General features: G+C 59.5%; 24 protein-coding genes. 9 read left to right on the forward strand and 15 right to left on the reverse strand.

All coding sequences use genetic code 11. The features are described 5' to 3' along the window. Positions 1 to 122 precede the first annotated feature (122 nt). On the forward strand, positions 123 to 341 hold the full coding sequence (locus tag KQ933_RS15925; protein WP_216755787.1) for a hypothetical protein: 219 nt from the start codon (positions 123 to 125) through the stop codon (positions 339 to 341). Positions 342 to 417: 76 nt separating this feature from the next. Here the strand turns inward: KQ933_RS15925 and serA are convergent, their stop codons facing one another. From serA to KQ933_RS15940, 3 genes are all read right to left on the reverse strand, one after another. After that, on the reverse strand, positions 418 to 2,013 hold the full coding sequence (gene serA, locus KQ933_RS15930; protein ID WP_216755788.1) for a phosphoglycerate dehydrogenase: 1,596 nt from the start codon (positions 2,011 to 2,013) through the stop codon (positions 418 to 420). 80 nt (positions 2,014 to 2,093) lie between these two features. After that, positions 2,094 to 3,272: a phosphoserine transaminase gene (locus tag KQ933_RS15935; RefSeq protein ID WP_216755789.1), complete on the reverse strand. Its 1,179-nt coding sequence runs from the start codon at positions 3,270 to 3,272 to the stop codon at positions 2,094 to 2,096. A gap of 139 nt (positions 3,273 to 3,411) precedes the next feature. Further along, on the reverse strand, positions 3,412 to 4,032 hold the full coding sequence (locus tag KQ933_RS15940; RefSeq protein WP_216755790.1) for an NAD(P)H-dependent oxidoreductase: 621 nt from the start codon (positions 4,030 to 4,032) through the stop codon (positions 3,412 to 3,414). Between the two features lie 93 nt (positions 4,033 to 4,125). Here KQ933_RS15940 and KQ933_RS15945 point away from each other — a divergent pair, with 93 nt between their 5' ends. Continuing rightward, positions 4,126 to 4,746 (forward strand): TetR/AcrR family transcriptional regulator, encoded by a 621-nt coding sequence (locus tag KQ933_RS15945; RefSeq protein WP_216755791.1) that lies wholly within the window; start codon positions 4,126 to 4,128, stop codon positions 4,744 to 4,746. 53 nt (positions 4,747 to 4,799) lie between these two features. Here the strand turns inward: KQ933_RS15945 and KQ933_RS15950 are convergent, their stop codons facing one another. The 12 genes from KQ933_RS15950 to ybgC form a co-directional block, all read right to left on the reverse strand. Further along, positions 4,800 to 5,645 carry an outer membrane protein gene (locus KQ933_RS15950; RefSeq protein ID WP_216755792.1) on the reverse strand — a complete coding sequence of 282 codons (846 nt, stop codon included), beginning with the start codon at positions 5,643 to 5,645 and terminating at the stop codon, positions 4,800 to 4,802. Positions 5,646 to 6,051: 406 nt separating this feature from the next. Next, positions 6,052 to 7,404, reverse strand: a complete 1,353-nt coding sequence (gene glmM, locus KQ933_RS15955) for a phosphoglucosamine mutase (protein ID WP_183735159.1) — start codon at positions 7,402 to 7,404, stop codon at positions 6,052 to 6,054. A 242-nt stretch (positions 7,405 to 7,646) separates the two neighbouring features. Continuing rightward, the gene (ftsH, locus tag KQ933_RS15960) at positions 7,647 to 9,578 is read right to left on the reverse strand and encodes an ATP-dependent zinc metalloprotease FtsH (RefSeq protein ID WP_183735160.1); all 1,932 of its coding nucleotides are present in this window, start codon (positions 9,576 to 9,578) and stop codon (positions 7,647 to 7,649) included. 97 nt (positions 9,579 to 9,675) lie between these two features. Continuing rightward, positions 9,676 to 11,142 carry a tRNA lysidine(34) synthetase TilS gene (tilS, locus tag KQ933_RS15965; RefSeq protein WP_216755793.1) on the reverse strand — a complete coding sequence of 489 codons (1,467 nt, stop codon included), beginning with the start codon at positions 11,140 to 11,142 and terminating at the stop codon, positions 9,676 to 9,678. A gap of 11 nt (positions 11,143 to 11,153) precedes the next feature. After that, positions 11,154 to 12,179 carry a tol-pal system protein YbgF gene (ybgF, locus tag KQ933_RS15970; protein ID WP_216755794.1) on the reverse strand — a complete coding sequence of 342 codons (1,026 nt, stop codon included), beginning with the start codon at positions 12,177 to 12,179 and terminating at the stop codon, positions 11,154 to 11,156. A 159-nt stretch (positions 12,180 to 12,338) separates the two neighbouring features. Then, complete coding sequence (pal, locus tag KQ933_RS15975; protein ID WP_216755795.1) at positions 12,339 to 12,869, reverse strand: peptidoglycan-associated lipoprotein Pal; 531 nt, start codon at positions 12,867 to 12,869, stop codon at positions 12,339 to 12,341. Positions 12,870 to 13,027: 158 nt separating this feature from the next. Next, on the reverse strand, positions 13,028 to 14,338 hold the full coding sequence (tolB, locus tag KQ933_RS15980) for a Tol-Pal system beta propeller repeat protein TolB (protein WP_216755796.1): 1,311 nt from the start codon (positions 14,336 to 14,338) through the stop codon (positions 13,028 to 13,030). 20 nt (positions 14,339 to 14,358) lie between these two features. After that, complete coding sequence (locus KQ933_RS15985) at positions 14,359 to 14,772, reverse strand: cell envelope integrity protein TolA (RefSeq protein WP_216755797.1); 414 nt, start codon at positions 14,770 to 14,772, stop codon at positions 14,359 to 14,361. Continuing rightward, on the reverse strand, positions 14,773 to 15,912 hold the full coding sequence (locus KQ933_RS15990; RefSeq protein ID WP_216755798.1) for a cell envelope integrity protein TolA: 1,140 nt from the start codon (positions 15,910 to 15,912) through the stop codon (positions 14,773 to 14,775). Between the two features lie 8 nt (positions 15,913 to 15,920). Further along, positions 15,921 to 16,376, reverse strand: coding sequence for a protein TolR (gene tolR, locus KQ933_RS15995; protein WP_064818918.1), 456 nt, complete (start codon positions 16,374 to 16,376; stop codon positions 15,921 to 15,923). Further along, positions 16,361 to 17,110, reverse strand: coding sequence for a protein TolQ (gene tolQ, locus KQ933_RS16000; RefSeq protein WP_216755799.1), 750 nt, complete (start codon positions 17,108 to 17,110; stop codon positions 16,361 to 16,363). Before tolQ ends, tolR begins: the two co-directional genes overlap by 16 nt. A 405-nt stretch (positions 17,111 to 17,515) precedes the next feature. Further along, complete coding sequence (gene ybgC / locus KQ933_RS16005; RefSeq protein ID WP_216755800.1) at positions 17,516 to 17,965, reverse strand: tol-pal system-associated acyl-CoA thioesterase; 450 nt, start codon at positions 17,963 to 17,965, stop codon at positions 17,516 to 17,518. Between the two features lie 119 nt (positions 17,966 to 18,084). Here ybgC and KQ933_RS16010 point away from each other — a divergent pair, with 119 nt between their 5' ends. The 7 genes from KQ933_RS16010 to KQ933_RS16040 all read left to right on the forward strand — a co-directional run bounded on the left by KQ933_RS16010 (position 18,085) and on the right by KQ933_RS16040 (position 23,842). Further along, on the forward strand, positions 18,085 to 19,305 hold the full coding sequence (locus KQ933_RS16010) for an NAD-dependent epimerase/dehydratase family protein (protein ID WP_216755801.1): 1,221 nt from the start codon (positions 18,085 to 18,087) through the stop codon (positions 19,303 to 19,305). Positions 19,306 to 19,372: 67 nt separating this feature from the next. Further along, positions 19,373 to 20,197: a glycosyltransferase gene (locus KQ933_RS16015; RefSeq protein ID WP_216755802.1), complete on the forward strand. Its 825-nt coding sequence runs from the start codon at positions 19,373 to 19,375 to the stop codon at positions 20,195 to 20,197. Further along, complete coding sequence (locus tag KQ933_RS16020) at positions 20,194 to 21,108, forward strand: NAD(P)-dependent oxidoreductase (protein WP_216755803.1); 915 nt, start codon at positions 20,194 to 20,196, stop codon at positions 21,106 to 21,108. Before KQ933_RS16015 ends, KQ933_RS16020 begins: the two co-directional genes overlap by 4 nt. A 40-nt stretch (positions 21,109 to 21,148) precedes the next feature. After that, positions 21,149 to 21,946: a hypothetical protein gene (locus KQ933_RS16025; RefSeq protein WP_216755804.1), complete on the forward strand. Its 798-nt coding sequence runs from the start codon at positions 21,149 to 21,151 to the stop codon at positions 21,944 to 21,946. 97 nt (positions 21,947 to 22,043) lie between these two features. Further along, positions 22,044 to 22,430 (forward strand): MarR family winged helix-turn-helix transcriptional regulator, encoded by a 387-nt coding sequence (locus KQ933_RS16030; protein ID WP_216755805.1) that lies wholly within the window; start codon positions 22,044 to 22,046, stop codon positions 22,428 to 22,430. After that, positions 22,427 to 23,014: a 5-formyltetrahydrofolate cyclo-ligase gene (locus tag KQ933_RS16035; protein ID WP_216755806.1), complete on the forward strand. Its 588-nt coding sequence runs from the start codon at positions 22,427 to 22,429 to the stop codon at positions 23,012 to 23,014. Before KQ933_RS16030 ends, KQ933_RS16035 begins: the two co-directional genes overlap by 4 nt. A gap of 3 nt (positions 23,015 to 23,017) precedes the next feature. Continuing rightward, entirely contained in the window at positions 23,018 to 23,842 is an 825-nt protein-coding gene (locus KQ933_RS16040; protein WP_216755807.1) for a TIGR00282 family metallophosphoesterase, read from the forward strand. Positions 23,843 to 23,896: the final 54 nt, after the last annotated feature.

Raw genomic sequence — 23,896 nt, forward strand, 5'->3', positions numbered from 1 at the left:
GAAAGCTTCCGCCGTTCAAACCAACGTGTGGTTTGGGTGCGAACCCGATCCGGCAAATGGAACCAATCCATCCCGCAAAGAGTTACTTATGCTGAAATTGCAACCGCATCTGCAGGGAGGCGATGATGCGCGCATTGGCAATGACAGATCATGGTAGAATTCGCGAATGGATCGAAGCACGCGGCGGCCACCCCGCCCGCATGAGAAGCGGTACGATTTGCATCGATTTCGCCAAGCCGGCAAATGCTGTCGAAGATATTTCCTGGGACGAATTCTTCAGGGTTTTCGATGAGAGCCGGGACGCTTTCCTTCATCATGACAATGAAGCCAGCCGCCACTGAACGACGCCCGTCGATAATATAAAAACCCGACGCGGAGATCGCGCCGGGTTTTGCACATCTTCCTTGGGAGGAAAACTCAGTCGACGTTAAAGGCGAGCAGCTTTGCCTGGCGGATCGCCGGATGTGCTGTCAACTTGTTCAGAACGGCTTCGTCAACCGCAGCATCGACATAGAGCAGAGCGATGGCGTCGCCGCCCTGCTTGTCGCGGCCGAGCTGGAAGTTGGCAATGTTGACGTCAGCAGCACCGAGCGTCGTGCCTATGAAGCCGATCATGCCGGGAACGTCGGTATTGGCGATGTAGATCATATGGCTGCCGACATCGGCGTCGAGGTTGATGCCCTTGATCTGAATGAAGCGCGGCTTACCGTCGGAGAAGACCGTGCCGGCAATCGAGCGCGTCATGGATTCCGTCGTCACGGTCAGCTTGATATAGCCGTCGAAGACGCCAGTCTTGTCGCGCTTGACTTCGGAAAGGATAATACCTTTTTCCTTGATCATGATCGGCGCCGAAACCATGTTGACGTCGGCAACCTGCGAGCGGATCAGGCCTGCGAGAACCGCAGAGGTCAGCGCGCGGGTGTTCATGCTGGCCGTGACGCCGTCGTAGAGGATCTCGATTTCCTTGATCGGCTCTTCCGTAACCTGGCCGACGAAGGCGCCGAGAACATCGGCGAGCTTGATGAACGGCTTCAGGATCGGTGCTTCCTCAGCTGTTATCGAGGGCATGTTGATGGCGTTCGAAACCGCACCCTTAACGAGGTAGTCCGCCATCTGCTCGGCAACCTGCAGAGCGACGTTCTCCTGCGCTTCCGTGGTCGAAGCACCGAGGTGCGGCGTGCAGACGACGTTCGGCAGGCCGAAGAGCGGGCTTTCCTTGGCGGGTTCGACTTCGAAGACGTCGAAGGCAGCACCGGCAACATGGCCGGACTTGATCGCATCGGCAAGAGCCGCCTCATCGACGAGACCGCCGCGGGCGCAGTTGATGATGCGAACGCCGGGCTTGGTCTTGGCAAGCGCTTCCTTGTTCAGGATGCCGCGCGTCTTGTCCGTCATCGGCACGTGCAGCGTGATGAAATCGGCCTGGGCGAGCAGCTCGTCGAGCTCGACTTTAGTGACGCCCATTTCCTCGGCGCGCTCCTTGGAGAGGAACGGATCATAAGCGACGACGTGCATCTTCAGGCCGATGGCGCGAGCGCAGACTATGGAGCCGATATTACCGGCACCAATGACGCCAAGCGTCTTGCCGGTGATTTCGACACCCATGAACTTCGACTTCTCCCACTTGCCGGCCTGCGTCGAGGTGTCGGCAGCCGGAAGCTGACGTGCGACGGCAAACATCAGGGCGATTGCGTGTTCGGCAGTCGTGATCGAGTTGCCGAACGGCGTGTTCATGACGATGATACCGCGGCGCGATGCGGCCGGGATATCGACATTGTCGACGCCGATACCGGCACGGCCGACGACCTTGAGGTTCTTGGCCGCTTCGATGATCTTCTCTGTCACCTTCGTGGCGGAACGGATGGCGAGACCGTCATAATTGCCGATGACTTCGAACAGCTTGTCCTTGTCCTTGCCGAGCTGCGGCTGGAAATCGACTTCGACGCCGCGATCGCGAAAGATCTGGACGGCAGTTTCCGACAATTCGTCGGATACGAGAACGCGAGGTGCCATGAGGGCCTCCTTCAAAGAGTTCAGCGATGAATGAATGGAATGCGGGGCTTCGCCATCAGGCGGAGCCGGATGCGATCACGTCAGGCAGCAGCCTGAGAAAGCGCGGCTTTCTGGGTTTCAAAAGCCCAGGAGAGCCACGGCATCAGCTTCTGCATGTCTGCAGTTTCGATCGTAGCACCCGCCCAGATGCGCAGGCCGGACGGAGCGTCACGGTAAGCGCCGATGTCGTAAGCGACGCCTTCCTTTTCGAGGAGAGCGACGAGGCCCTTGGCGAAATTCGCCTGGCCATCGGCATCGAGAGCAGCCACATCCTTGTCGACGATCTTCAGGCAGATCGAGGTGTTGGATTCGATCTCCGGTTTGACAGCCAGATTGGCGATCCAGTCGTTTGCGGCAACGAAATCGGCGATAACCTTGGCATTCGCATCGGCGCGACCGATAAGTGCCTTCAGACCGCCGAGCTGCTTGGCCCAGAGAAGCGCGTCGATGTAGTCCTCGACGCAGAGCATCGACGGCGTGTTGATCGTCTCGCCCTGGAAGATGCCTTCGATGAGCTTGCCGCCCGAGGTCAGGCGGAAGATCTTCGGCAGCGGCCATGCCGGCTGATAGGAGACGAGACGTTCGGCGGCGCGCGGCGACAGGATGAGGATGCCATGCGCACCCTCGCCGCCCAGAACCTTCTGCCAGGAGAAGGTGACGACATCGAGCTTGGCGAAATCGAGATTCTGCGCGAAGGCGGCAGACGTCGCGTCGCAGATCGTCAGGCCCTTGCGGTCGGCAGGGATAAAATCGGCATTCGGAACGCGAACGCCCGAGGTTGTGCCGTTCCAGGTAAAGACCACGTCACGGTCGAAATCGACAGTGGAAAGGTCGGGAAGTTCGCCGTAACCGGCTTCGATCTTGCGAACGTCCTTCAACTTCAGCTGCTTGACGACGTCGGTAACCCAGCCGGCACCGAAGCTTTCCCAGGCGACCATGTCGACGCCGCGCTCACCGAGCAGCGACCAAAGCGCCATCTCGACAGCGCCGGTATCGGAAGCAGGAACGATGCCGATGCGGTAATCCGCAGGTACTTCCAGAATTTCACGGGTAAGATCGATGGCCTGCTTCAGCTTGGCCTTGCCGACTTTCGCACGGTGCGAACGGCCAAGGGCCGCATCGGAAAGAGCTTCGAGCGTCCAACCAGGACGTTTCGCGCAGGGGCCAGAAGAAAAATGAGTGCTTTGCGGACGCACGTCCGGCTTTGCGGTATTTGCCATATTGCTACCCTTCCAGATAGATGGCTCCTCGTTGGGGAGGAGTGTCCCGCCGCCGTGTTTATGGGCGAAGCCCGTCATAGTCAAGCGGCTGACGTCGTTTCTGGAGGATATTTTGCCGCAGTGGCGATCGCCTTTCCGGTTACGCCGCACTGCTTGCGGTACAGCGGCCCTGAAAATTGAAGATGTTGCGACCAATGCAAGACGCCGCCTCGATATGGGCAGCAGCATTTCCTGAATCCGAGTCGAGAAACAGTTCCGACATCACCACATGGGCGCCGCAGTAGTCGAAAATGCCATGGTCGATCTGCGTCCTCATCGCGTTGAGATAGCCGTGCCGCTCATAGGTGCTGACATCTGCACCACCGATACCGACGAGATGCACCCGCAGATGCCCGAGCTTCTTCACGACCTTGCTGCCGGGTACGTCGTCATAAGCCCAGCCATTCGCAAAGACGCGATCGATCCAGCCTTTCATCAGGGCCGGCATCGACCACCAATAGACCGGATAGACCAATATAAGTGCATCAGCGCGATCGATTCTCGCCTGCTCGGCGACGATATCGGCGGGGGGCGCAGCTTTCCGGCGATGGGCAGCAATATCGGCCTCGCTGAATCTCGGATCGAAAGCCTCATCCGTTAGATCCGCGATGTCGAAGGAGTTGGCGCCGTCGAACGCCAATATGCTCGCGGCAATTTGCGCGGCAACGCCATGGCTAAGAGAACCAGAATCGGGATGAGCGAGAACGATGAGTGCGTGCATGTCGAAACCTCCTGATCGACGCTTGCGAGCAAGGTCGACGGCTTATATACTTTTCGTAAGTTACCTTTAGTAAGTTACTTTTCGTAGGTTATGATGTCAAGCGTTGACAACCGACATAACAGCACCACCGCGCGCCCGCGCCGCCGGCTTTCGAGAGAGGAACGGCATCGACAGCTTCTGGACGTGTCGTGGCGGTTGATCCGGGAAGAAGGGACCGATGCGCTGACGCTTGGCCGACTCGCCGAACAAGCGGGCGTGGCGAAACCCATCGTCTACGATCATTTCGGCACACGGCCAGGACTGCTTGCTGAACTTTACCGCGAATTTGATGATCGGCAGACGGCGCTGATGAATACTGCGCTTCGTGAAAGCGGACAGGCACTGAGCGACAAGGCAAAGGTGATGGCCACCTCCTATATCGATTGCGTTCTCACACAGGGGCGTGAAATTCCCGATGTGATCGCAGCTTTGGCAAGTTCCCCGGAATTGGAAAAGGTCAAGCACGAGTGTCAGGTGGTTTTCATGAACCAATGCAGATCCGTGCTCACGCCCTTCGTTGGTGCAGGGACGATCGCTTCAGCGAGCCTTTGGGCAATGCTCGGCGCGGCCGAGACTCTCTCCTATGCCGCAGCAACAGGCGAGATTACTGCTACGCAAGCCGAAAGCGAGTTGTTCGAAATCATCCTAGGCATGGTTTCGAGAAGCACTTGCTGAAACGAAAAAGCCGCCTTTTCGGACGGCTTTCGATAATCTCTAAAACTTCGCTCTTATTTGTAGACCGGCTGCTGCAGCGGAATTTGCGGCGGCTCGTAGGCAACCGGCTGGGCGCAGCCGTCGAAGAGATAACGGGCACCGATGCGGGCTTCGTGGACGTTGATACCACGGTCGCGACCCGGGCCGCCGTTTTCGTTGTAGCCAAACATGTCGCCGCCATTGATATGCAGATAGCGGTAGCCGACATCGGCCTTGACGTTGCAGGTTACGTCGATCGAAGCACCGGCCATGAGAGCGTAGCTGAAGCGCCAGCCGCCGCGGCCGCCATGGACGACCTCGTCGTCGCACCCGCTGCCGTCATCGGCGCAGGCAACGTTGTGAAGATCCTTCCACTTGACGTAGGAACCACCGATACCGGCGCCGAGATAAGGCGTGAAGTAGGCGTAGGTGCCGAGATCGACGTAGGCGTTTGCGAGCAGCGTATAGGCCGTCATCGACGATACGTCCGTCGACGTACACGCGACAACGCAGGCACCGAAAGCAGCGCCGCCGCCAACCGTCGAACCACGGAAGTCCGATTTCGTGAGGTAGTCAAAGGTCAAGTCGGTGCGCAGATAGTTGTTGATCTGATAACCGACACCGCCGCCTATCATCCAGGCATCGTCTAGATCAGCATCGTCGAAATCGGCTTCCAGAGCATTGCTCCCCTGGAAGAATTTCGCGCCACGCAGATCAGTGAAGGCGTAACCGATATCACCGCGCAGATACCAGCCGGTCGACTCGGTAACGGCGACTTCCGGCGGCTGTTCCGGCACGGGCTCGACCGGAGCAAGATCGGCAGAATAGGCGTTCGACGCGATCAACAGCGCGGCGAAGATACCGGACAAGGTTCGTTTCATGGATTCACTCCAGTCGGTTGCGTCGGCGTGCTGGCGCCAAAACGGTTACGCTTTTTATGGATAATGAATCGGAAACGTTAAAAGCTGCTTAACCATAAGAAGTAATTCGAATATGCACGGCAGAACATGTTTCGAATAAGTAAATATGGGCCATCTGCCTGTTTCGACGTCTGGAATCAGCAAGACGATAAATAAAAGCGTCGTGGATTCGCGATGGCGGACGAAGAAAACAGAAAGACATGCAACCCTCATCGCCCGCATGTTCTTTCGGCAGCGAACCGGTTAAGATAAACCGAAGATTTTTCCACGCGGGAGCTGATGTTCACCAGCAGCCCGGCGCATGGCTCGCGCAGCGCCAATAGAAAAGCCGGCACGAAGGCCGGCTTTCAATCTTTTTGCGGAGCTTTCAGGCGGCGCTGCGTACGCTCGAAATCGTGCCGATCAGATCGTTGACTATGCGCTCGATCTGCGCCCGGTCGTCGCCTTCCGCCATGACGCGGATCAGCGGCTCGGTGCCGGACGGGCGAATGACGAGACGGCCATTCTTGGAAAGCTCGGCTTCCGCATCGGCAATCGCCTTGACCACCTGCAGGTCCTCCAGCGGCTTGCCGCCGGCAATGCGGACATTGCGCAGAAGCTGCGGCACCGGCTCGAAGCGGCGGCAGATTTCGCTGACCGTCTTGCCGGTACGCTTGACGGCCGCCAGAATCTGCAGGGCGGCAACGAGACCGTCGCCGGTCGTGCCGTAATCCGAAAGCACGATATGGCCGGACTGCTCGCCGCCGACATTGTAATTGTGCTGGCGCATATGCTCGACGACGTAACGGTCACCGACCTTCGTGCGGGCAAGGCCGAGGCCCTTGTCCTCAAGGAAACGTTCGAGGCCAAGATTGGACATGACGGTCGCAACGATACCGTTGCCGCGCAGCTGCTGGCTCTCGGCCCAGCTTTCGGCAATGACGGCCATCAGCTGATCGCCGTCGACGATCGAGCCGTTTTCATCGACGATGATGACGCGGTCCGCATCGCCATCGAGCGCGATGCCGATATCGGCGCGCACCTCGTCGACTTTCTTCTGCAGGGCGACCGGGCTGGTGGAGCCGCAATTCAGGTTGATGTTCGTGCCGTTCGGATCGTTGCCGATCGTCACCACATCGGCGCCGAGCTCCCAGAGAACGGCAGGCGCCACCTTGTAGGCCGCACCATTGGCGCAATCGACCGCGACGCGAAGGCCCTGCAAGGTCACGTCGCGCGGCAAGGTGCGTTTGACGTGTTCGAGATAGCGGTAGATATCGCCGTCGACACGCTTGGCTCGGCCGATTTCCTCAGCCTTGGCAAGCTGTCCCGATAGATCCTTGTCGAGCAGGTCCTCGATCTGTGCTTCGATGTCATCGGAGAGCTTGTAGCCGTCAGGACCGAAAAGCTTGATACCATTGTCCTGGAACGGATTATGCGAGGCCGAAATCATTACGCCGATATCGCATCGCAGCGAACGCGTCAGCATGGCAACAGCAGGGGTCGGAATAGGGCCGAGCAAGAACACGTCCAGTCCCGCCGCGGTAAAGCCCGCCACGAGGGCATTCTCCAGCATGTATCCTGACAGGCGCGTGTCCTTGCCGATCACCACACGATGACGGTGAGCGCCGTTACGGAAAATTGTTCCTGCCGCGATGCCGACCCGCATCGCAAGGTCCGGCGTCATGGGGAAGATATTGGCTTGGCCTCGGATGCCGTCCGTCCCAAAATAGCGTCTTTTCATATGCACTCCTGCGCTTTCCGCGCGCCGTAGAAGCTTACGCATTCCTCAAGCAAGAATCCGGCTTCAAAGATTGGTGCTGCGCCCAAAATCTTGATCAGACTTGTCTTTAATCAGCGGAATGCCACAAAACCGCGTAACCGGCACGTAAATTACCAAGAAAGCTGATTATATCCTGTTACTAATATTAAAAGGGCCGGATTCCCTGTGGAAATCCGGCCCTTTAAGCAAATTCCTGCTCAATTTCAGTGAGGCTGAGGTTCCAGCCCACCCTCGGGTTCATCACCCTTGGAAGCTGGGCGCACACCGGCCTTCGGCACGGCCGAGCCGCGGCTCGGAGGCGAATCATCGCCAAGATCGCGTGCAGGCTTTTCGCCACGGATCAGCGCTTTGATCTCTTCGCCGGTCAGCGTCTCGTATTCGAGCAGGCCTTCGGCGAGCGCGACGAACTCGTCATGCTTTTCCGTCAGGATCGTGCGGGCTTGGGTATAAGCCTCGTCGATCAGGCGACGCACTTCATTGTCGATCTTCTGCGCGGTCGCTTCGGAGACATTCTTCGATTGCGAGACGGAATGACCGAGGAAGACCTCCTGCTGGTTCTCGCCATAAGCAACCTGGCCGAGCTCATCGGAGAAGCCCCACTGGGTGACCATCGCACGGGCAAGCTTGGTCGCCTGCTCAATGTCGGAGGAGGCACCCGAAGTGATGTTCTCCTTGCCGAAGGTCAGCTCTTCGGCGACACGGCCACCCATCATGATGCAAAGGCGCGAGATCATCCATTTGTAGCTCATCGAGTAGCGGTCGCCCTCAGGAAGCTGCATGACCATGCCGAGCGCACGGCCGCGCGGAATGATCGTTGCCTTGTGCAACGGATCGGCGACGGCTACGTTGAGCGCAGTGATGGCGTGACCGGCCTCGTGATAAGCGGTGAGCTTCTTTTCCGCTTCGGTCATGGCCGAAGAGCGGCGCTCGGCGCCCATCATGATCTTGTCCTTGGCGTCTTCGAATTCCTGCATGGTCACGACGCGCTTGTTGCGGCGGGCGGCCATCAGAGCAGCTTCGTTGACGAGGTTCATCAGGTCGGCGCCCGAGAAGCCGGGCGTGCCGCGAGCCAAGACCTTGAGATCGACATTCGGCGCCAGCGGAACGTTGCGGGCATGAACCTTCAGGATACGTTCGCGGCCGACGATGTCAGGGTTCGGAACGACGACCTGGCGGTCGAAACGGCCCGGACGCAAGAGTGCCGGATCGAGAACGTCGGGACGGTTGGTCGCGGCGATCAGGATGATGCCTTCATTGGCCTCGAAGCCGTCCATCTCGACGAGCAACTGGTTCAGCGTCTGCTCACGTTCATCGTTACCGCCGCCGAGACCGGCGCCACGATGGCGACCGACGGCGTCGATTTCGTCGATGAAGATGATGCACGGTGCATTCTTCTTCGCCTGCTCGAACATGTCGCGGACGCGGCTTGCACCGACGCCGACGAACATTTCCACGAAATCCGAACCGGAAATGGTGAAGAACGGAACATTGGCTTCGCCGGCGACCGAGCGGGCGAGCAGCGTCTTACCGGTACCCGGAGGGCCGACGAGCAGCACGCCGCGCGGAATCTTACCGCCGAGACGCTGGAACTTCTGCGGGTCGCGCAGGAATTCGACGATCTCTTCCAGGTCCTGCTTGGCTTCATCCACACCGGCGACGTCGTCAAAGGTCACACGGCCATGCGCCTCGGTCAGAAGCTTGGCCTTGGATTTGCCGAAACCCATCGCGCCACGCGAACCACCCTGCATCTGGCGCATGAAGAACAGCCAGACACCGAGGATCAAGAGCATCGGCAGCAGCGTCCCGAGATAGCTCAGGAAGCCGGAAGAACCATCGGTTTCCGGGCGCGCAGTGACGGCGACATTCTTGCCCTGCAGGCGCTCGAGCAGATTGTCGTCAATGACGGGCGAATAGGTCTGGAAGGTATTGTTGTTTTCCAGATATGTCCCGGTCAGCCTGTTACCGGTGACCACGACATCCTTCACCCGGCCCGCATCAACCTCACGCAGGAACTGCGAATAAGGGATTTCGCGGGAACCCGTCTGCGCCGGAGCCGTCTGGAACATACTGAAGAGGGCAATCAGCAGCAACGCTATGATCGCCCACAATGCGAAATTACGTAAGTTAGGGTTCATCGAACTCCCCAGCACTGGACAGTCACCTCATGGCGGCCGTCATATTTGGTCTCTAACATAGGGTTGCGCCAAGCCATTGCCAAGGCGATCCACTCTGTCAGATCGTTTTTCCGTCAATACTTCTTAAAGGCGGCTCCGCATAGGGCACCCTTGAGAAAACTGCCGAAAGCCTGTCGGCAAAGGTGAAATCAAATCGTGTCAAAAACCGGTCGAAAGGGGCAAAATAGGGCGCCAAATCGACGGATCGGACGGATTCTGAAGCTAAATAAGCTCCTTCTGCGGACAAGGCGGGCGCCGAGGCGATTGCGCGCTTCCATGCTGCTTTGGGAAGGTGCCCAAAATGATGCTCCCTCATTCCTGTGCTTGTCACAGGAATCCAGCCACCGCGCGTCCGCGCGGTGAATGACTCCATATGCAGCGAAAGAGAGTCTTCCGTGCCCAAGGACTTGGACACGCTGGAATCCTGTGACAAGCGCAGGAATGAGGGGGAGTGTGTGGCCGCGGCTTCGATTGCGATCGAGGCCACCGACCCATTGCGTACCGCGAACCGTCCATCCCAAACCCCGGCCTCTCCCGGCCGAAGCACCAACGGCAATATTCCCCGGCTCTCCCGCGCCAGATATAGCCCATCACGCCGCAGATCGAATACCACCCTGCCGACAGTCATTCGCCCCGGCTTGCCACCAACAGCGAACGCAAGAAGCCACTCCATCTGCACCCTCCCCGGCACAAACGGCTGCCCGCCGAAAACGGCAGCCAGGCGGCCGAGCGCATAATCGAGGACGGCGCGATCCTGCTTCAGGCCGTCAGGCATCACTTGCCCGAGCAGGCCGCCATGAAGCCTGAGATATCGATCCAGCCATTCGGCTCCCTCGGACGCAAGAGCCAGCCGCTCCTGCCCGGCCTCGCGCATCTCTCTCTCTGCATCGGCTTCGGCCGATAGCTGCCTGCGCGTCCGCACGCGTTCATATTTCATATCCTCGTTGCTGGGATCGTCGATCCACGACACGCCTCGTGCGCTCAGGAAAGCGCGAATATCGGTACGGGTGGAGAAAAGCAGCGGCCGCAGGATCCAAAAGCGCCGGTCGAAGAGCACCGCATCGGCAATGCCCGTCGAAACCTGCTCCGTCCGCATCCCCCGCATCCGTAGCGTCTCGCGCTGATCGTCGGCCGTATGCCCGGTGACGATGAGGTTGGCTTCAAACGCTTCCGCCGCCTCGGCGAGAAGACCGTAACGCGCCTCACGCGCGGCGGCCATGATGCCGGTTTTCGGCTTCGCGTTCTGCCAGACCATCGTCCGGTGCGGAATGCCGAGCGATGCGCAGAGGGCTGCGACCTGACGCGCCTCGTCTGCGGATTCGGGGCGCAGCGCGTGGTCGATGGTCGCGGCGCAAAGAGAAATGGAAAGATTGGGAGCGGCCTTCAGCGCTTCAGAAAGCAGGAGAAGCAGGCCGGTGGAATCGCTTCCGCCTGAAATCGCGACCAGAATGCGCGCAGGCGTCTTCAGCGAGGTGAGGAAACGGTCGACTGCCGCCTCAGGGGAGATGGGCTCCTCCGGAAACAAACCGGAAGACCTCAGCAGGCGAGACGCTTCTGTTCGCTCGCAACCTTGTTTATGACGGCGCGGGAAGCCTTCGGATAGCGCTTGGAAACTTCGCGCAGCGTCGCACAGGCAGTCTCGGTATTGTCGAGCGCGGCAAGCGACATGCCCAGCTTCAGCAGCATCTCCGGCGCCTTTTCGGAGGTACCATATTTCTGATGAGCGTTCAGGAAGGTCTTCGCCGCCTCATTGAACTTGCCCTGGGAATAAAGTGCTTCACCCAACCAGAAATTCGCGTCCGGAGTCCGTGCGCTGTTCGGATAGCGGCCGATATACTGCGTGAATTCCTGTTCGGCAATGTTGTAATCGCCGGAAAGCACGTGACCATAGGCGGCCTTGTATTGATCGGATTCGCTGCCGAGCGAAGCTGTCTGCTGCGGTGCGGTTACGCCTGGAAGACTATTGCCCTTCGGCGCAGTATCCGGAAGCGGCGCGGAACCGACCGTTGCACCTTGATTCACCGAACCGCCGATCTGGTTGCCGTTCTGGTCGAAATCCATGGAGCCCAGCTCGCGCGGCGGCTGGCCGAGGCCCTCATTGACCGGCACATCGGTGGAGGGAGCCGTTTCGGCTCCCTGCGGGGCTTGGATGACCTTGGCGATATCGTCGCCACCGCCTGATGCCGGCGGAGCGACATCTGCCTCGCTCTTTTTCACCGGCGCCTTGGCACCGCCACCACCGCTTGCTCCGCCCGTCTTTTCGAGTTGCTGGAAGCGGAATTCGTTGTCTTCCTGCTGCTTGCGGATCGTCTCCTGCATCTGGAGGAGCTGATAGCTCATTTCCTCGATACGACCGTTCAACTGCCGCATCTGATCTTCCATCTGCTGGATACGGATTTCCGCGCCGCTGCTCTGCACCTCGACGACGGGCGCTGCCGGCTGGCTCTGTTGCGCGGATTGGCCGCCGATATGCAAGCCGAAGAACGAAGCGGAATACGCCGCTCGCTCGCTCCCGGTCACGGCCGCAAGGCACAGCATGCCTGCCACGACTAGTTTCTTCATTTGTATCGTCCTGTCCCAGTGATTCTTCGCGCCTCGATGGCACGAACAGGAGATTTTTCCAACTGCTTTCAAAAAGCAACGGAGTCTGGCCAAAGTGTGGTCAAAAAGAAAGGCGGCCCGCAAAGGACCGCCTTCTCAAATTCCGGGTTTTGCCGGAAATTACATGCCTGCGCCGCCGAGAACGGTGACTGCGCGGCGGTTCTGTGACCAGCAGGAAATATCGTCGCAGACGGCGACCGGACGTTCCTTGCCGTAGGAGATCGTCTTCATGCGCTGGGCCGGCACGCCGCGCGAAGCGAGATAATCCTTGGCCGCTGCCGCGCGGCGAGCGCCGAGAGCAAGGTTGTATTCGCGCGTGCCGCGCTCGTCGGCATGGCCTTCGACGGTGATTGCATAGTTCGGGTAGCGGGCGAGCCACTGTGCCTGACGGTCGAGCGTCTGGGCGGCATCGGCGCGGATCGACGTGGAGTCGGTGTCGAAGAAGATGCGGTCGCCGACATTGACCGTGAAGTCCTGGGCAGAGCCCGGCGTTGCCGCACCGGCACCGAGGCCGAGATCACCGGCGCTGTTCGGCACGTTCTTCTTGTTGGCGCAGCTCGCAAGAGCGAGACCGGCGACAAGCGCGATCATGACGGGGTTACGGGCGAAATTCTGCATGCGGCTCATTGCCGGGGTGTGAATTCGGCTCATGGCCGGGTCTCCTTGCGACTTCAATCAGGGTTTCCGGACAGTAACCGCACTCGGTTAACCGGCCATCAAAGTTTATGGTTAACAATTCGTTGATTTCACCCTGCATCGCCCATTTTCAGGACTTTGCGGCGACATGAAGGCGAATTTCGGCCTCTCCACTACTCCAGAAGCGGCGACCAGGCCGGGTCCGAACCATAGGCCGGCGTCTTGATGGCCTGTTCATTATAGCCCGTGAGATCGATCGAATAGAGCTGCGGACCACCCGCGCCTGCTGCCTGGCGGAAGAACATGATGACGCGGCCATTCGGCGCCCAGGTCGGGCCTTCATTATGGAAACCAGTGGTCAGAATACGCTCGCCCGAGCCATCCGGCTTCATGACGCCGATCGAGAACTTGCCGCCCGACTGCTTGGTGAAGGCGATCAGATCGCCGCGCGGCGACCAGACCGGCGTGGAGTATCGGCCATCACCGAAGGAAATGCGGGTCTGGCCCGAACCATCGGCATTCATGACATAGATCTGCGACTGTCCGCCGCGGTCACTTTCGAAGGCGATACGGTTGCCGTCAGGCGAATAGGAGGGCGACGTGTCGATGGCCGCCGTCGAGGTCAGACGGGTCGTCGTGCGCGAACGCAGGTCCATCGTATAGATGTTGGAATTGCCTTCCTGCTGCAGGCTCATGATGACCTTCTGGCCATCGGGAGAGAAGCGCGGCGAAAAGGTCATGCCCGGGAAGTTGCCGACCACTTCACGCTGTCCGGTTTCGAGCTGCAGCAGATAAACGCGCGGCTGCTGGTTGGCGAAGGACATGTAGGTCACTTCCTGCCGGTTCGGCGAGAAGCGCGGCGTCAGCACGAGGTCACTGCCATCCGTCAGCATGCGCACGTTGAAGCCATCCTGATCCATGATCGCCAGCTGGCGCTTGCGCTGCTGCTTGGTGCCGGATTCGGAAACGAAGACGACACGGGTATCGAAATAGCCCTCTTCGCCGGTGATCTGCTTATAGATCGCATCAGCGATAATATGGGCGACACGGCGCCAGTTCTCGGGCTGCGTGTAGAACTGCTGGCCGGTCATCTGCTGACCGGCGAACGGATCCCAGAGGCGGAATTCAGCACGAAGGCGGCCATCCGCTTCCTGCGTCACACGACCGGTCACGAGTGCCTGGGCATTGATGACCTTCCAATCCTCGAAGCGTGGCGAAGCATCGGGATTGGAGATCTTCTCAATAAAGGCCGTCTTGTTGATCGGCGCAAACAGGCCGGATCGCTGCAGGTCGGCTGCGATCACTTGTGAGACCTGCGCGCCCATATTGCCCTGCAGGAAGTCCGTCACCGCGATCGGCAACGGCTGGACATTACCTTTTCGGATGTCGATGGTCACCAGCGCATTCGCCGGCGTCGCGAAGACGGCCGCAGTCATCAGGCCAGCGGCGACCATGATGGCGCGGAAGAAGGAACACTTTGTCATACCAAACAGCCTTTCAGCATCTATGGAGTCGGATCGCTGGGTTCGAAGCGCAGGACGACTTCTTTCCAGGACTCGTATTTGTCTTTCGGAAGCATGATGAACGGCGATGCGCGTTGCACTGTACGGAGAGCCGCAGCCGACAAACTTTGTCGTGCGGCCTCATCGCCGCCTGAAGCCGTCACGAGGGGCGACTCTTTGATCGCGCCAGTCCTGCTAAGCTTCAGGTGAACGGTGATCAGAACCTGGTCATCGTCCAGCAAGCCCGCAGGGATATTGAAATACGTCGCTACCGCCTGCTGGATCGCCGCAGCCGACGCGTCGGCTGTTGCTGCCCCGGCTGACTGTGCCGGTGCCGCAGAGGCGCAGCCCAGAATCGTGCCAAGCACTAGGACGGCTGCAAGGGATTTGTTGCCATGGGACAGGTCCGTCAGCATCTAGATTCCCATGCTGCTCGGATCGAAGTTCAATTCGACCTCATTCCAAGCGTCATACTTGTCCTTCGGAAGCATCGAGAAGGGCGCGGATTTCATGACGGCTCTGTAGGCGCCGCTTTCCAGCGCACGTCGCGTGGAATCGCTGCTGCTACCACCTGAGGACTCAACTTCAGGCTGGCCGATAATGTTACCATCCTTATCGAGCTTCATATGTACCCTGATGACCATGCCGGAAAGCCCTTCCATTCCGGGGGTGATCAGCCAATTACCCTCGATCAAACCTTGCAGCGCATTCTCTTCGCTTTGGCTGAGTTTCGAGCCGCCCGTGCTCTTCTTCGCACCCAACGATGCCTCCTGAGTCGAGCGCTTCGCACCACCGGCAGACGGATCAGTCTTATTCAGCAGCGCAGAAATCTCATCGGCGTTGAAGTCGCTCTTCATCGACGAAGCGGATTTCGCCACTTCGCGCTTCTGATCATCCTTCTTCTTGTCAGTCGGCTTTTCAGCAGCCTTCGGCTGATCCGGGGTCTTCTCCGGCGGCTTCTCGGCGGGCTTCTGCTCTGGTGGTTTTACCTGGGGCTTGACCACCGGGGTCGGCACCTTGTCAGGCAATGCTTCCGCATCCGGCTTCGGCGGCTCCTCAGGCTTTGCCTGTTCTTCCGGTGGCTTTTCCTCAGGCTTCGGCGGCGGCGTTATCTCTGCCGGCTTGGTCTGGGGAATGGAAGCAACTTCCTTCGGCTGCTCGACTTCGGTCTCTTCCTTGTTGACTTCCTTGACGTCGTTCGGCTTGGGATCAACCTGCGGCAAGGGCTTTTCGCTGGAATTGGCGGCGGCCGCCTCGCTGTTGCTCGGCTTGGCGTTCGGAACCGGCGGCGTCTTCAGATCGGCATTGTTGTCACCGGCGTTTTCCGCCGGCTGCGGGATCGGCGGCCGGGTTGTCGGCACGGGTGCAGAGGTCTCCTTCTTCGGAGCCTTCTTGTCACCCTGCTGCAGCTGCGTGATGGACTCTACCGGCACGAGGTCGACCGGCATCGCCTCGAAATCCTCCACCTTGAAGGTCTCAGGAGCGCTCAGCGACACCAGCGCCCAGGTAAGCACCAGCCCGTGCAGAACCGCAGATGTGACGACGCTGGTCTTCATCTTGAGCGTTACTGGTCCTTCTTCTGCTGCGTCACGAGGCCGATATTCTTGAAGCCCGCGCCCTGGATACGGGCCATGACGTCAGCAATCACGCCGTAAGGCGCAGTCGCATCGCCGCGCACGAAGATGCGCTCGTTGTAACCGGTGGTGGCGATCGCCTCGAGCTTGGCAGCAATTTCTTCAGCCGGGATCGGCGTTTCCTGCAGATAGACTTCGCCGCTGTTCTTGACCGAAATCGTGATCGGCTGCGTCTCGGAATTCAGCGCCTTGGCCTGCGTTTCCGGCAGGTCGATCGGAACGCCGACGGTCATCATCGGGGCCGCCACCATGAAGATGATGAGCAGCACGAGCATGACGTCGACGAGCGGCGTCACGTTGATTTCGGAGATCACTCCCTTGTTGCGGCCACCGCGGCGGCGGCGTCCGCCGCCCCCTCCGCCATTGCCGCCTACAGCCATACCCATGGTCGTCTGCTCCGTTCCTGCGCCGCCTGGCGCGGCTGCAGCTTCTCATCGATCTGGCGCGAAAGGATCGCGGAGAATTCATCCGCGAAGCCTTCCATGCGACCCGAAAGCTTGCCGGCGTCGGCGGAGAACTTGTTGTAGGCGATAACCGCCGGAATAGCGGCGACCAGGCCGATGGCGGTTGCCAGAAGTGCTTCCGCGATACCGGGCGCCACGACTGCAAGGTTGGTCGACTTCGAACCGGCGATTGCCTGGAACGAGGTCATGATGCCGACGACCGTACCGAAAAGTCCGATGAACGGACCGGCCGAACCGATCGTCGCGAGCGAGCCGAGACGGGCCGAGAGATATTCGGATTCACGGGCAAGCGTCACATCCATGGCGCGATCGATACGCATCTGCAGGCCGATCGGCGAACGCGCACCGCGCTCGAAGGACTTCTTCCATTCGCGCATCGCCGCGACGAAGATCGCCGCAAGGCCGGTATTGTTGCGCTCGGAAAGCGTCCGATAAAGTTCTTCCAGCGACTGGCCCGACCAGAAGACCTGCTCGAACTTGTCGAACTGGCGACGGGCACGGCCATAAGCCAGGTATTTGTCGATGACGATAGCCCAGGTCCACACCGAAGCGGCGATAAGGCCGAGCATGACCAGCTTGACGACGATGCCGGCCTGCATGAAAAGCGACCAGAGGCTGACGTCGGTCGTGGCTGCTGCCAATCCTACTTGTTCCATAGATCCAAAATCCCCGAATCCAAACGCCCGGCGCTTGACCGGGCGGCACGAAGTGATCACGCAAGAATGTCTGGCGGCCGCCGCCCAAAGCCCTGGTCAAGCTTCCAAGCTCTTCTTTCGCCTTCCTTGCCGTCAAATTTGGTCAAAGGAAGGCGTGCGTCGCACAAACTCCGACTCCGCGAGTAAGACACCATTATGGTTAATAGATCGTTAGTGCCAGACTATGACAGCGGGAATGTCGCGGGAGATTTTGTTCCTGGATTAACTTGACCGGAGAATCGTCCGGTTGCTGAACACAGCGCTCATCTTGCAGCGCGGCAATTCCTTCACATAAAATTCAAGTTTTTACAAGCCCCGTATCGGGGCGCTCCGCACAGGGAAACGGCGGTATTGCCGGCCTCTTGCTCAGGTCTCAGGAATGAGCATTTGCCTCGCCAGCGCTTCCGGCAACCGGCGCGGTCTGCCCTTGGCGTTGATGACGGCAATGATCACCTTGGCGGCAATCAAGAGCGTATCATCACGGCGGATTTCCTGATTGAGGACCATCTTGGCACCCCCTGCCTTTTCCGTGTGGGTCAGCACGGTCAGGATATTGTCCATTCGGGCGGGGCTCTTGAAGTCAATCTCCATGCGATGGACAACGAAAACCAGCCCGTCCTCGTCGGCACTGACAAGTTCATGCTGCTCGACACCAAGGCAGCGCAGATAGTCCGTACGGCCACGTTCGAGGAAATGCAGATAACGTGCATGATAGACCAGACCGGAGAAATCCGTATCTTCATAATAGACTCGCTGCACGAGCCTGTGGCCCGCTTCGGTAAGTTCGCCGGAAATAGAAAAACTGTGTTCCGCCATAATTTTCTCCAAACTTTCCGGCCCTCTTTGACGCAACACGTCTCGACAGGCAAGCATTGAACAATTGTCATATTTCCTAACTATTCCCGTTAGGAAGCAACCGATGAGGAGCCAGTGGCATGAAGATTGCGGTGATGGGCGGAGACGGATTCATCGGTTGGCCAACCTCGCTACACCTCTCCGAGGCCGGGCATGACGTGCACATCCTCGACAATCTCTCCCGCCGCTGGATCGATACCGAACTGGGCGTCCAGTCGCTGACGCCAATGGACTCGATCCAAGAGCGCACCCGCATCTGGCATGCAGAAACCGGCCGCCGCATCCATTTCAACCTCATCGATCTCGCCCGCGACTACGAGCTCCTGAAGAAGTGGCTCGCTGAAAACCGGCCGGATGCGATCATCCATTTCGCCGAGCAGCGCGCCGCCCCCTACTCGATGAAGAGCGACCGCCACAAGAACTACACGGTCAACAACAATGTCAGCGCCACGCACAACCTGCTGAATGCGCTGGTCGAGCTGCAGCTCGATGCGCATCTGGTCCATTTGGGCACCATGGGCGTCTACGGCTATTCGACGGTTGGCGCTGCGATTCCTGAAGGTTATCTGCCTGTCGGCATCGAGACGATGGGCGGCGAGACCGTCTCCCAGGAAATCCTCTACCCGTCCAATCCCGGCTCGATCTATCACATGACCAAGTGCCTGGATCAGCTGCTTTTCCAATTCTATGCCAAGAACGACGGTCTCAGGATTACCGATCTGCATCAGGGCATCGTCTGGGGCACGCATACCGAACAGACGCGCCGCCATCCGCAGCTCATCAACCGCTTCGATTATGATGGCGACTACGGCACGGTGCTGAACCGTTTTCTCATTCAGGCCGCTATCGGCTATCCGCTGACGGTTCACGGCACCGGCGGCCAGACGCGCGCTTTCATCCATATCCAGGATTCGGTCCGGTGCATCGAGCTGGCACTGAAGAACCCGCCCGCCCGCGGCTCGCGAGTCGAAATCTTCAACCAGATGACGGAAACCCATCGGGTGCGCGATCTCGCCGAAATGATCGCCGAGATGAGCGGCTCCGAAATCGCCTGGCTGCCCAACCCACGTAAGGAAGCGGCCGAAAACGATCTGGTCGTCAAGAACGACAAGTTCCTCGGCCTCGGCCTCAATCCGATTACGCTCCAGTCCGGACTGCTCGACGAAATCGTCGAAGTCGCCAAGAAATTCGCCTACCGCGTCGATCGCTCCCGCGTTCCGGCCGTGTCAGCCTGGACGAAGGATATCGCGGCAACGATCAATCATGACCCGGAAGGCAAGCGACTGAAGTCGGTATCGTGATCGGCGCTCTGATGTCGAAACGCCGATCACGCGTGAATAAGGGCGCTTGTGGGAGCGCCCGCCACCCATGACCCTTGTGCCACACTTCGCCTATATCACCCTCGTCACCAACGCCGACTACGCCATGGGCGCCACCGCTCTGGCGAACTCCCTGCGCCGCACCGGCACCGAATCCGCCATCGTCGTGCTCCATACAGGCGGTGTCGACGCCGCCGCCCTCGCCCCGCTGAAGGCTCTAGGTTGTCGGCTGATCGAGGTCGAACATCTGCCGTTGTCGGATGCTTTCAACGAGCGCCATGCACGCGGCAATCTCCACGCCGCCGCCCCTTTCACCAAGGGCCGCAAGCCGGCTTTTCATTCGCCTCTCGATAATTTCTGCAAGCTCCGCCTCTGGCAACTCGTAGAATATGAGCGCTGCGTTTTCATCGATGCAGATGCAATCGTCCTGAAGAATATCGACAAGCTCTTCGCCTATCCGGAATTCTCCGCGGCGCCGAATGTCTATGAGAGCCTTGCTGATTTCCACCGCATGAATTCCGGCGTTTTCGTTGCTCGCCCTTCGGAGGAAACCTTCAGACGGATGCTGGAACTCCTGGACCAACCCGACATCTTCTGGCGGCGCACCGACCAAAGCTTCCTCCAAACGTTCTTCCCCGATTGGCACGGCCTGCCCGTATATTTCAACATGCTGCAATATGTCTGGTTCACAATGCCGGCGCTGTGGGATTGGAAGAGCATCTCGGTCCTGCACTATCAGTATGAAAAACCGTGGGAAAAGGATCATCCCAAGGCAGCAAGGCTACAACCCTTGATCGATTTGTGGCATGATTTTCATACTGGCAGTTATGTGCCGGAGATTGCATCTCTGGCCAACCCGGATGAGGTTGTATGAAAGTACTGGTATCAGGCGGAACGGGTCTTGTCGGACGTTATATCGTCGAAGAGCTGCTTTCAGCCGGATACCAGGTGATCGTCGGTGCGCGACATGCGCCTCTTCCCCGCTTCTTCTCCCGCCCCGTTGATTTCACCCCGCTTTCGCTCGACCCGGACGAAAACGATATCGGCGCCTTCGATGATGCCTATTTTTTCGTGCACGCAGCCTTCAGCCATGTCGCGGGAAAATATCGTGGCGGCGAAGGCGATGATCCCAAGGCATTTCGACGACTGAACCTCGATGGCACCGTCAAGCTTTTCGAGGAGGCAAAGCGCGCCGGCACCCGCCGTTGCATCTTCATCTCCAGCCGCGCCGCCTATGGCGAGCATGCGCCGGGCACCGAGCTTTTCGAAACCACGTCATCCATACCGGAAACACTCTACGGACAGGTCAAGCTCGATGCGGAGCGGGCTCTTGCCCATCTTTGCGGCCCCGGCTTTGCGGGAGCAAGCCTGCGGGCCACAGGCATTTATGGCGACCACGCGCCGAACAAATGGGATGGGCTGATTGACTTCTATCTTACCGGACAGCCTGTTTCCCCGCGCGCCGGTACCGAAGTGCATGGACGCGACCTCGGCCGCGCCGTGCGGCTGATGCTCGAAACAGAAAGCACCCGGATCTCCGGCGAGACCTTCAATGTTTCGGATATCGCCGTCGATACGAGAGATATTCTTTCCCCGATCCGGCAACACGTCGACTGTCCCTTCCCGCTGCCCGAGGCGGCGGACAAGACAGACCTTTGTGCCATGAATACGCGCAAGATTGTTGCGCTCGGCTGGAAGCCTGGTGGCATGCCCCTTTTCGCGCAGACGATGCGGCATTTGGCCGAGACAAAATCGACTCTGCGGCCAAGTTCCACGCAAGTCTGATCTGGCAGAGTACGCCCCAAATGTAACCGGGGAGTATCCTATGCAGCTCGCAACCGTTTCAGCGTCCTCCATTCTGCGCGGCAGAATGCCGGCACAACCCGGCGTTCCGTCTACCGGCGAAGAGCCCGATACCGGCGTATTGAAGATCCAGCGGCAATCGCTCGCGTTGGAGCAGGTACGCAACTCGCTCGCAAGCTCTGCTGACGATGCGAAGAGCCGCGCCCAGCGCAAGCTCGAAGAAGCCAAACAGGAACTACAGGCGCTGAAGACGGCAGGCTTCCCGCCGGAAGTGATCGCCCGCCTTGCCGCCGAACTTGCACGCAAGGTCGGCGCTGCGGCCTCCGAATTCGCCTCGGCCGTCGCGACCGGCGGCTCTTCCGGCGCAAGTGCCTCAACCGGTGTTGAGGCGACTGCTGCTGCCACCACTGCTTCTGCAACCGCCGATACTTCCGGTGCGGCAGCTGCCGACGTCGTCGCAAGCAATGCAACGGCCTCCCCCGAGGCAACGCAGAATACCGAGGCGACAACCGAAGAAACCGGCGACGGCACGGATACGGCTGAAACGGATGGCGCCGCTCACGCCCGCAAAGCGTATCAGGAGATTGTCGAAGACGGTCCGAAATCGTCGGCGATTTCGGCCGATGACCGCAAGACGATGGAAGAATTCAAATCTATCGTTCGCGAACTGAAGCAGATCCTTGAAAAAGCCATGCGCGACCTGCGTGAGAAAAACCGCGATGCCGCTGCCGAAGGTGCGATCGGAGCCACCCAATCGGCTGTGAATGACCTCTCGGCTGCAGCGCCGACGGCAACCATTCCTTCCAGCATCGTGGTCTAAAAACGCTCATTTTCACGCAATTCCCGACGCAATACCGCGGCACAGTTTGCCGAAATTGCTTTAGGCTTTCGAAGCTGCCGCCTGTGGCCGGAAATGGATGGTCGCCTGGTTGACGAGCAGCACGCATCTGCAGCCGCAATCGGTCACTCACATTATCGCCGCGCTGCCGCGTGACACGCTGATCGTCCGCACGCGTAGCGGGACCGATCACCGCCAGATCGAACTGTCGATCACCGCTCATGGCCGCAAAATGCTGCCGGAGGACATTCGCGCTCGCCGCGCCTGGCTGGAAAAAGTGATGGACGGCCATCTGACGCCGGAGGAACGCAAGACCTTGATGGACGCATCGGAAATCATGCTGAAGTTCGCCTACGCCCCATTTTCAGGACGAGACGCAAACAGGCGAAGAACAGGCCCTTTTTACCTGTTGCAATTACCGACGAGCGGCTATCTTCGCCGGATAGCCATACGGAATCAAAGATGACTCCAAAGGAATTGAAAGCCCAACTGCGCGCCGAGCGTCTGGCACTTCGGGACGCCATTCCGGCCGATCTGCGTACCGCCAAGAGCCTCGACATGGCCGCTCATGCCGGCGATGCGATTGCGTTCGAACCCGGCACCATCGTTTCCGGCTTCCTGCCGATCCGTTCGGAAGCTGACCTGCAGCCCCTGATGGCACGGTGGCGCGGACGCGGCGCCCGCCTCTGCGTGCCGGCCATCATCGACAAGCAGACCATCGTCTTTCGGGAACTCGCCCACGGCGCGGCGCTTATCAGCACGGGCTTCGGCACGGTCGGTCCAGGTGAGGATGCTGCTGTCCTCGACCCTGATATCATGCTTGTGCCGCTTTCAGCCTTCGATTCCCGCGGCCATCGAATCGGCTACGGCGCGGGCCATTACGACCGGGCAATCGACCGTCTCAGACAAAAAGGCCTGTCCCCGAAGCTGATCGGCATTGCATTCGACTGCCAGGAAGTGGCAGAGGTACCTGCTGAGCCGCATGACATAAGCCTGGATGCCATCCTGACGGAAAGCGGCCTGCGCCATTTTACCTCACGGATTGGATAGGGAATGCGACTGCTATTTCTGGGTGACATGGTCGGCAAGACGGGACGAACCGCGGTCTGGGACCGCCTCCCCGGCCTCGTTTCCGACCTGAAACTCGACTTCGTCATCGTCAACGGCGAGAATGCTGCCGGCGGCTTCGGCATCACGGAAGACATTTTTCTGGAAACGATCAATGCAGGCGCCGATGTAGTGACGACCGGCAACCACGTCTGGGACCAGAAGGACGCCGTCGCCTTCGCCGGCCGCCACGACCAGTTCCTGCGACCGGCAAATTATCCGCAGGGAACGCCTGGCCGCGGCTCCGGCCTCTTCTATGCGCGCAATGGCGCGCGCATTCTCGTCGCCAACATCATGGGCCGTGTCTTCATGCATCCCGAGCTCGACGACCCCTTCAAGGCCGCCGAGACGATCCTCGCCGCCTGCCCTCTGAAAGAACAGGCCGATGCGATCATCTTCGATTTCCACGCGGAAGCGACGAGCGAGAAGCAATGCTTCGGCCACTTCGTCGACGGGCGCGCCAGCTTCGTCGTCGGCACCCACACCCACGTGCCGACTGCCGATGCGCAGATCCTGAACGGCGGCACCGCCTATATGTCGGATGCCGGCATGTGCGGCGATTACGACTCCTCGCTCGGCATGGATAAGGAAGAACCACTGAACCGCTTCATCTCCAAGATGCCGAAAGGCCGCATGGAAGCCGCGACCGGCCCCGCCACCATCTGCGGCGTCGGTGTGGAGATTTCGGATGCGACGGGACTCGCCGAAAAGATCGCTCCGCTGCGCCTTGGCCCACGGCTTGCCGAAACGATCCCGGAGTTCTGGTGCTAGCACCTCGCAACACGCAATTGTGAGCATATCCGGTCTGGACCGCCGCGACAGCAT

The sequence above is a fragment of the Rhizobium sp. WYJ-E13 genome, assembly GCF_018987265.1.
In the GTDB taxonomy this organism is placed as follows: domain Bacteria; phylum Pseudomonadota; class Alphaproteobacteria; order Rhizobiales; family Rhizobiaceae; genus Rhizobium.

What these genes read in the sequence shown, in the direction of transcription:
- KQ933_RS15925 (WP_216755787.1), top strand. Translation starts at nt 123, where the DNA reads ATGATGCGCGCATTGGCAATGACAGATCATGGTAGAATTCGCGAATGG.
- serA (WP_216755788.1), bottom strand. Translation starts at nt 2,013, where the DNA reads ATGGCACCTCGCGTTCTCGTATCCGACGAATTGTCGGAAACTGCCGTC.
- KQ933_RS15935 (WP_216755789.1), bottom strand. Translation starts at nt 3,272, where the DNA reads ATGGCAAATACCGCAAAGCCGGACGTGCGTCCGCAAAGCACTCATTTT.
- KQ933_RS15940 (WP_216755790.1), bottom strand. Translation starts at nt 4,032, where the DNA reads ATGCACGCACTCATCGTTCTCGCTCATCCCGATTCTGGTTCTCTTAGC.
- KQ933_RS15945 (WP_216755791.1), top strand. Translation starts at nt 4,126, where the DNA reads ATGTCAAGCGTTGACAACCGACATAACAGCACCACCGCGCGCCCGCGC.
- KQ933_RS15950 (WP_216755792.1), bottom strand. Translation starts at nt 5,645, where the DNA reads ATGAAACGAACCTTGTCCGGTATCTTCGCCGCGCTGTTGATCGCGTCG.
- glmM (WP_183735159.1), bottom strand. Translation starts at nt 7,404, where the DNA reads ATGAAAAGACGCTATTTTGGGACGGACGGCATCCGAGGCCAAGCCAAT.
- ftsH (WP_183735160.1), bottom strand. Translation starts at nt 9,578, where the DNA reads ATGAACCCTAACTTACGTAATTTCGCATTGTGGGCGATCATAGCGTTG.
- ybgF (WP_216755794.1), bottom strand. Translation starts at nt 12,179, where the DNA reads ATGAAGAAACTAGTCGTGGCAGGCATGCTGTGCCTTGCGGCCGTGACC.
- pal (WP_216755795.1), bottom strand. Translation starts at nt 12,869, where the DNA reads ATGAGCCGAATTCACACCCCGGCAATGAGCCGCATGCAGAATTTCGCC.
- tolB (WP_216755796.1), bottom strand. Translation starts at nt 14,338, where the DNA reads ATGACAAAGTGTTCCTTCTTCCGCGCCATCATGGTCGCCGCTGGCCTG.
- KQ933_RS15985 (WP_216755797.1), bottom strand. Translation starts at nt 14,772, where the DNA reads ATGCTGACGGACCTGTCCCATGGCAACAAATCCCTTGCAGCCGTCCTA.
- KQ933_RS15990 (WP_216755798.1), bottom strand. Translation starts at nt 15,912, where the DNA reads ATGAAGACCAGCGTCGTCACATCTGCGGTTCTGCACGGGCTGGTGCTT.
- tolR (WP_064818918.1), bottom strand. Translation starts at nt 16,376, where the DNA reads ATGGGTATGGCTGTAGGCGGCAATGGCGGAGGGGGCGGCGGACGCCGC.
- tolQ (WP_216755799.1), bottom strand. Translation starts at nt 17,110, where the DNA reads ATGGAACAAGTAGGATTGGCAGCAGCCACGACCGACGTCAGCCTCTGG.
- ybgC (WP_216755800.1), bottom strand. Translation starts at nt 17,965, where the DNA reads ATGGCGGAACACAGTTTTTCTATTTCCGGCGAACTTACCGAAGCGGGC.
- KQ933_RS16010 (WP_216755801.1), top strand. Translation starts at nt 18,085, where the DNA reads ATGAAGATTGCGGTGATGGGCGGAGACGGATTCATCGGTTGGCCAACC.
- KQ933_RS16015 (WP_216755802.1), top strand. Translation starts at nt 19,373, where the DNA reads ATGACCCTTGTGCCACACTTCGCCTATATCACCCTCGTCACCAACGCC.
- KQ933_RS16020 (WP_216755803.1), top strand. Translation starts at nt 20,194, where the DNA reads ATGAAAGTACTGGTATCAGGCGGAACGGGTCTTGTCGGACGTTATATC.
- KQ933_RS16025 (WP_216755804.1), top strand. Translation starts at nt 21,149, where the DNA reads ATGCAGCTCGCAACCGTTTCAGCGTCCTCCATTCTGCGCGGCAGAATG.
- KQ933_RS16030 (WP_216755805.1), top strand. Translation starts at nt 22,044, where the DNA reads ATGGTCGCCTGGTTGACGAGCAGCACGCATCTGCAGCCGCAATCGGTC.
- KQ933_RS16035 (WP_216755806.1), top strand. Translation starts at nt 22,427, where the DNA reads ATGACTCCAAAGGAATTGAAAGCCCAACTGCGCGCCGAGCGTCTGGCA.
- KQ933_RS16040 (WP_216755807.1), top strand. Translation starts at nt 23,018, where the DNA reads ATGCGACTGCTATTTCTGGGTGACATGGTCGGCAAGACGGGACGAACC.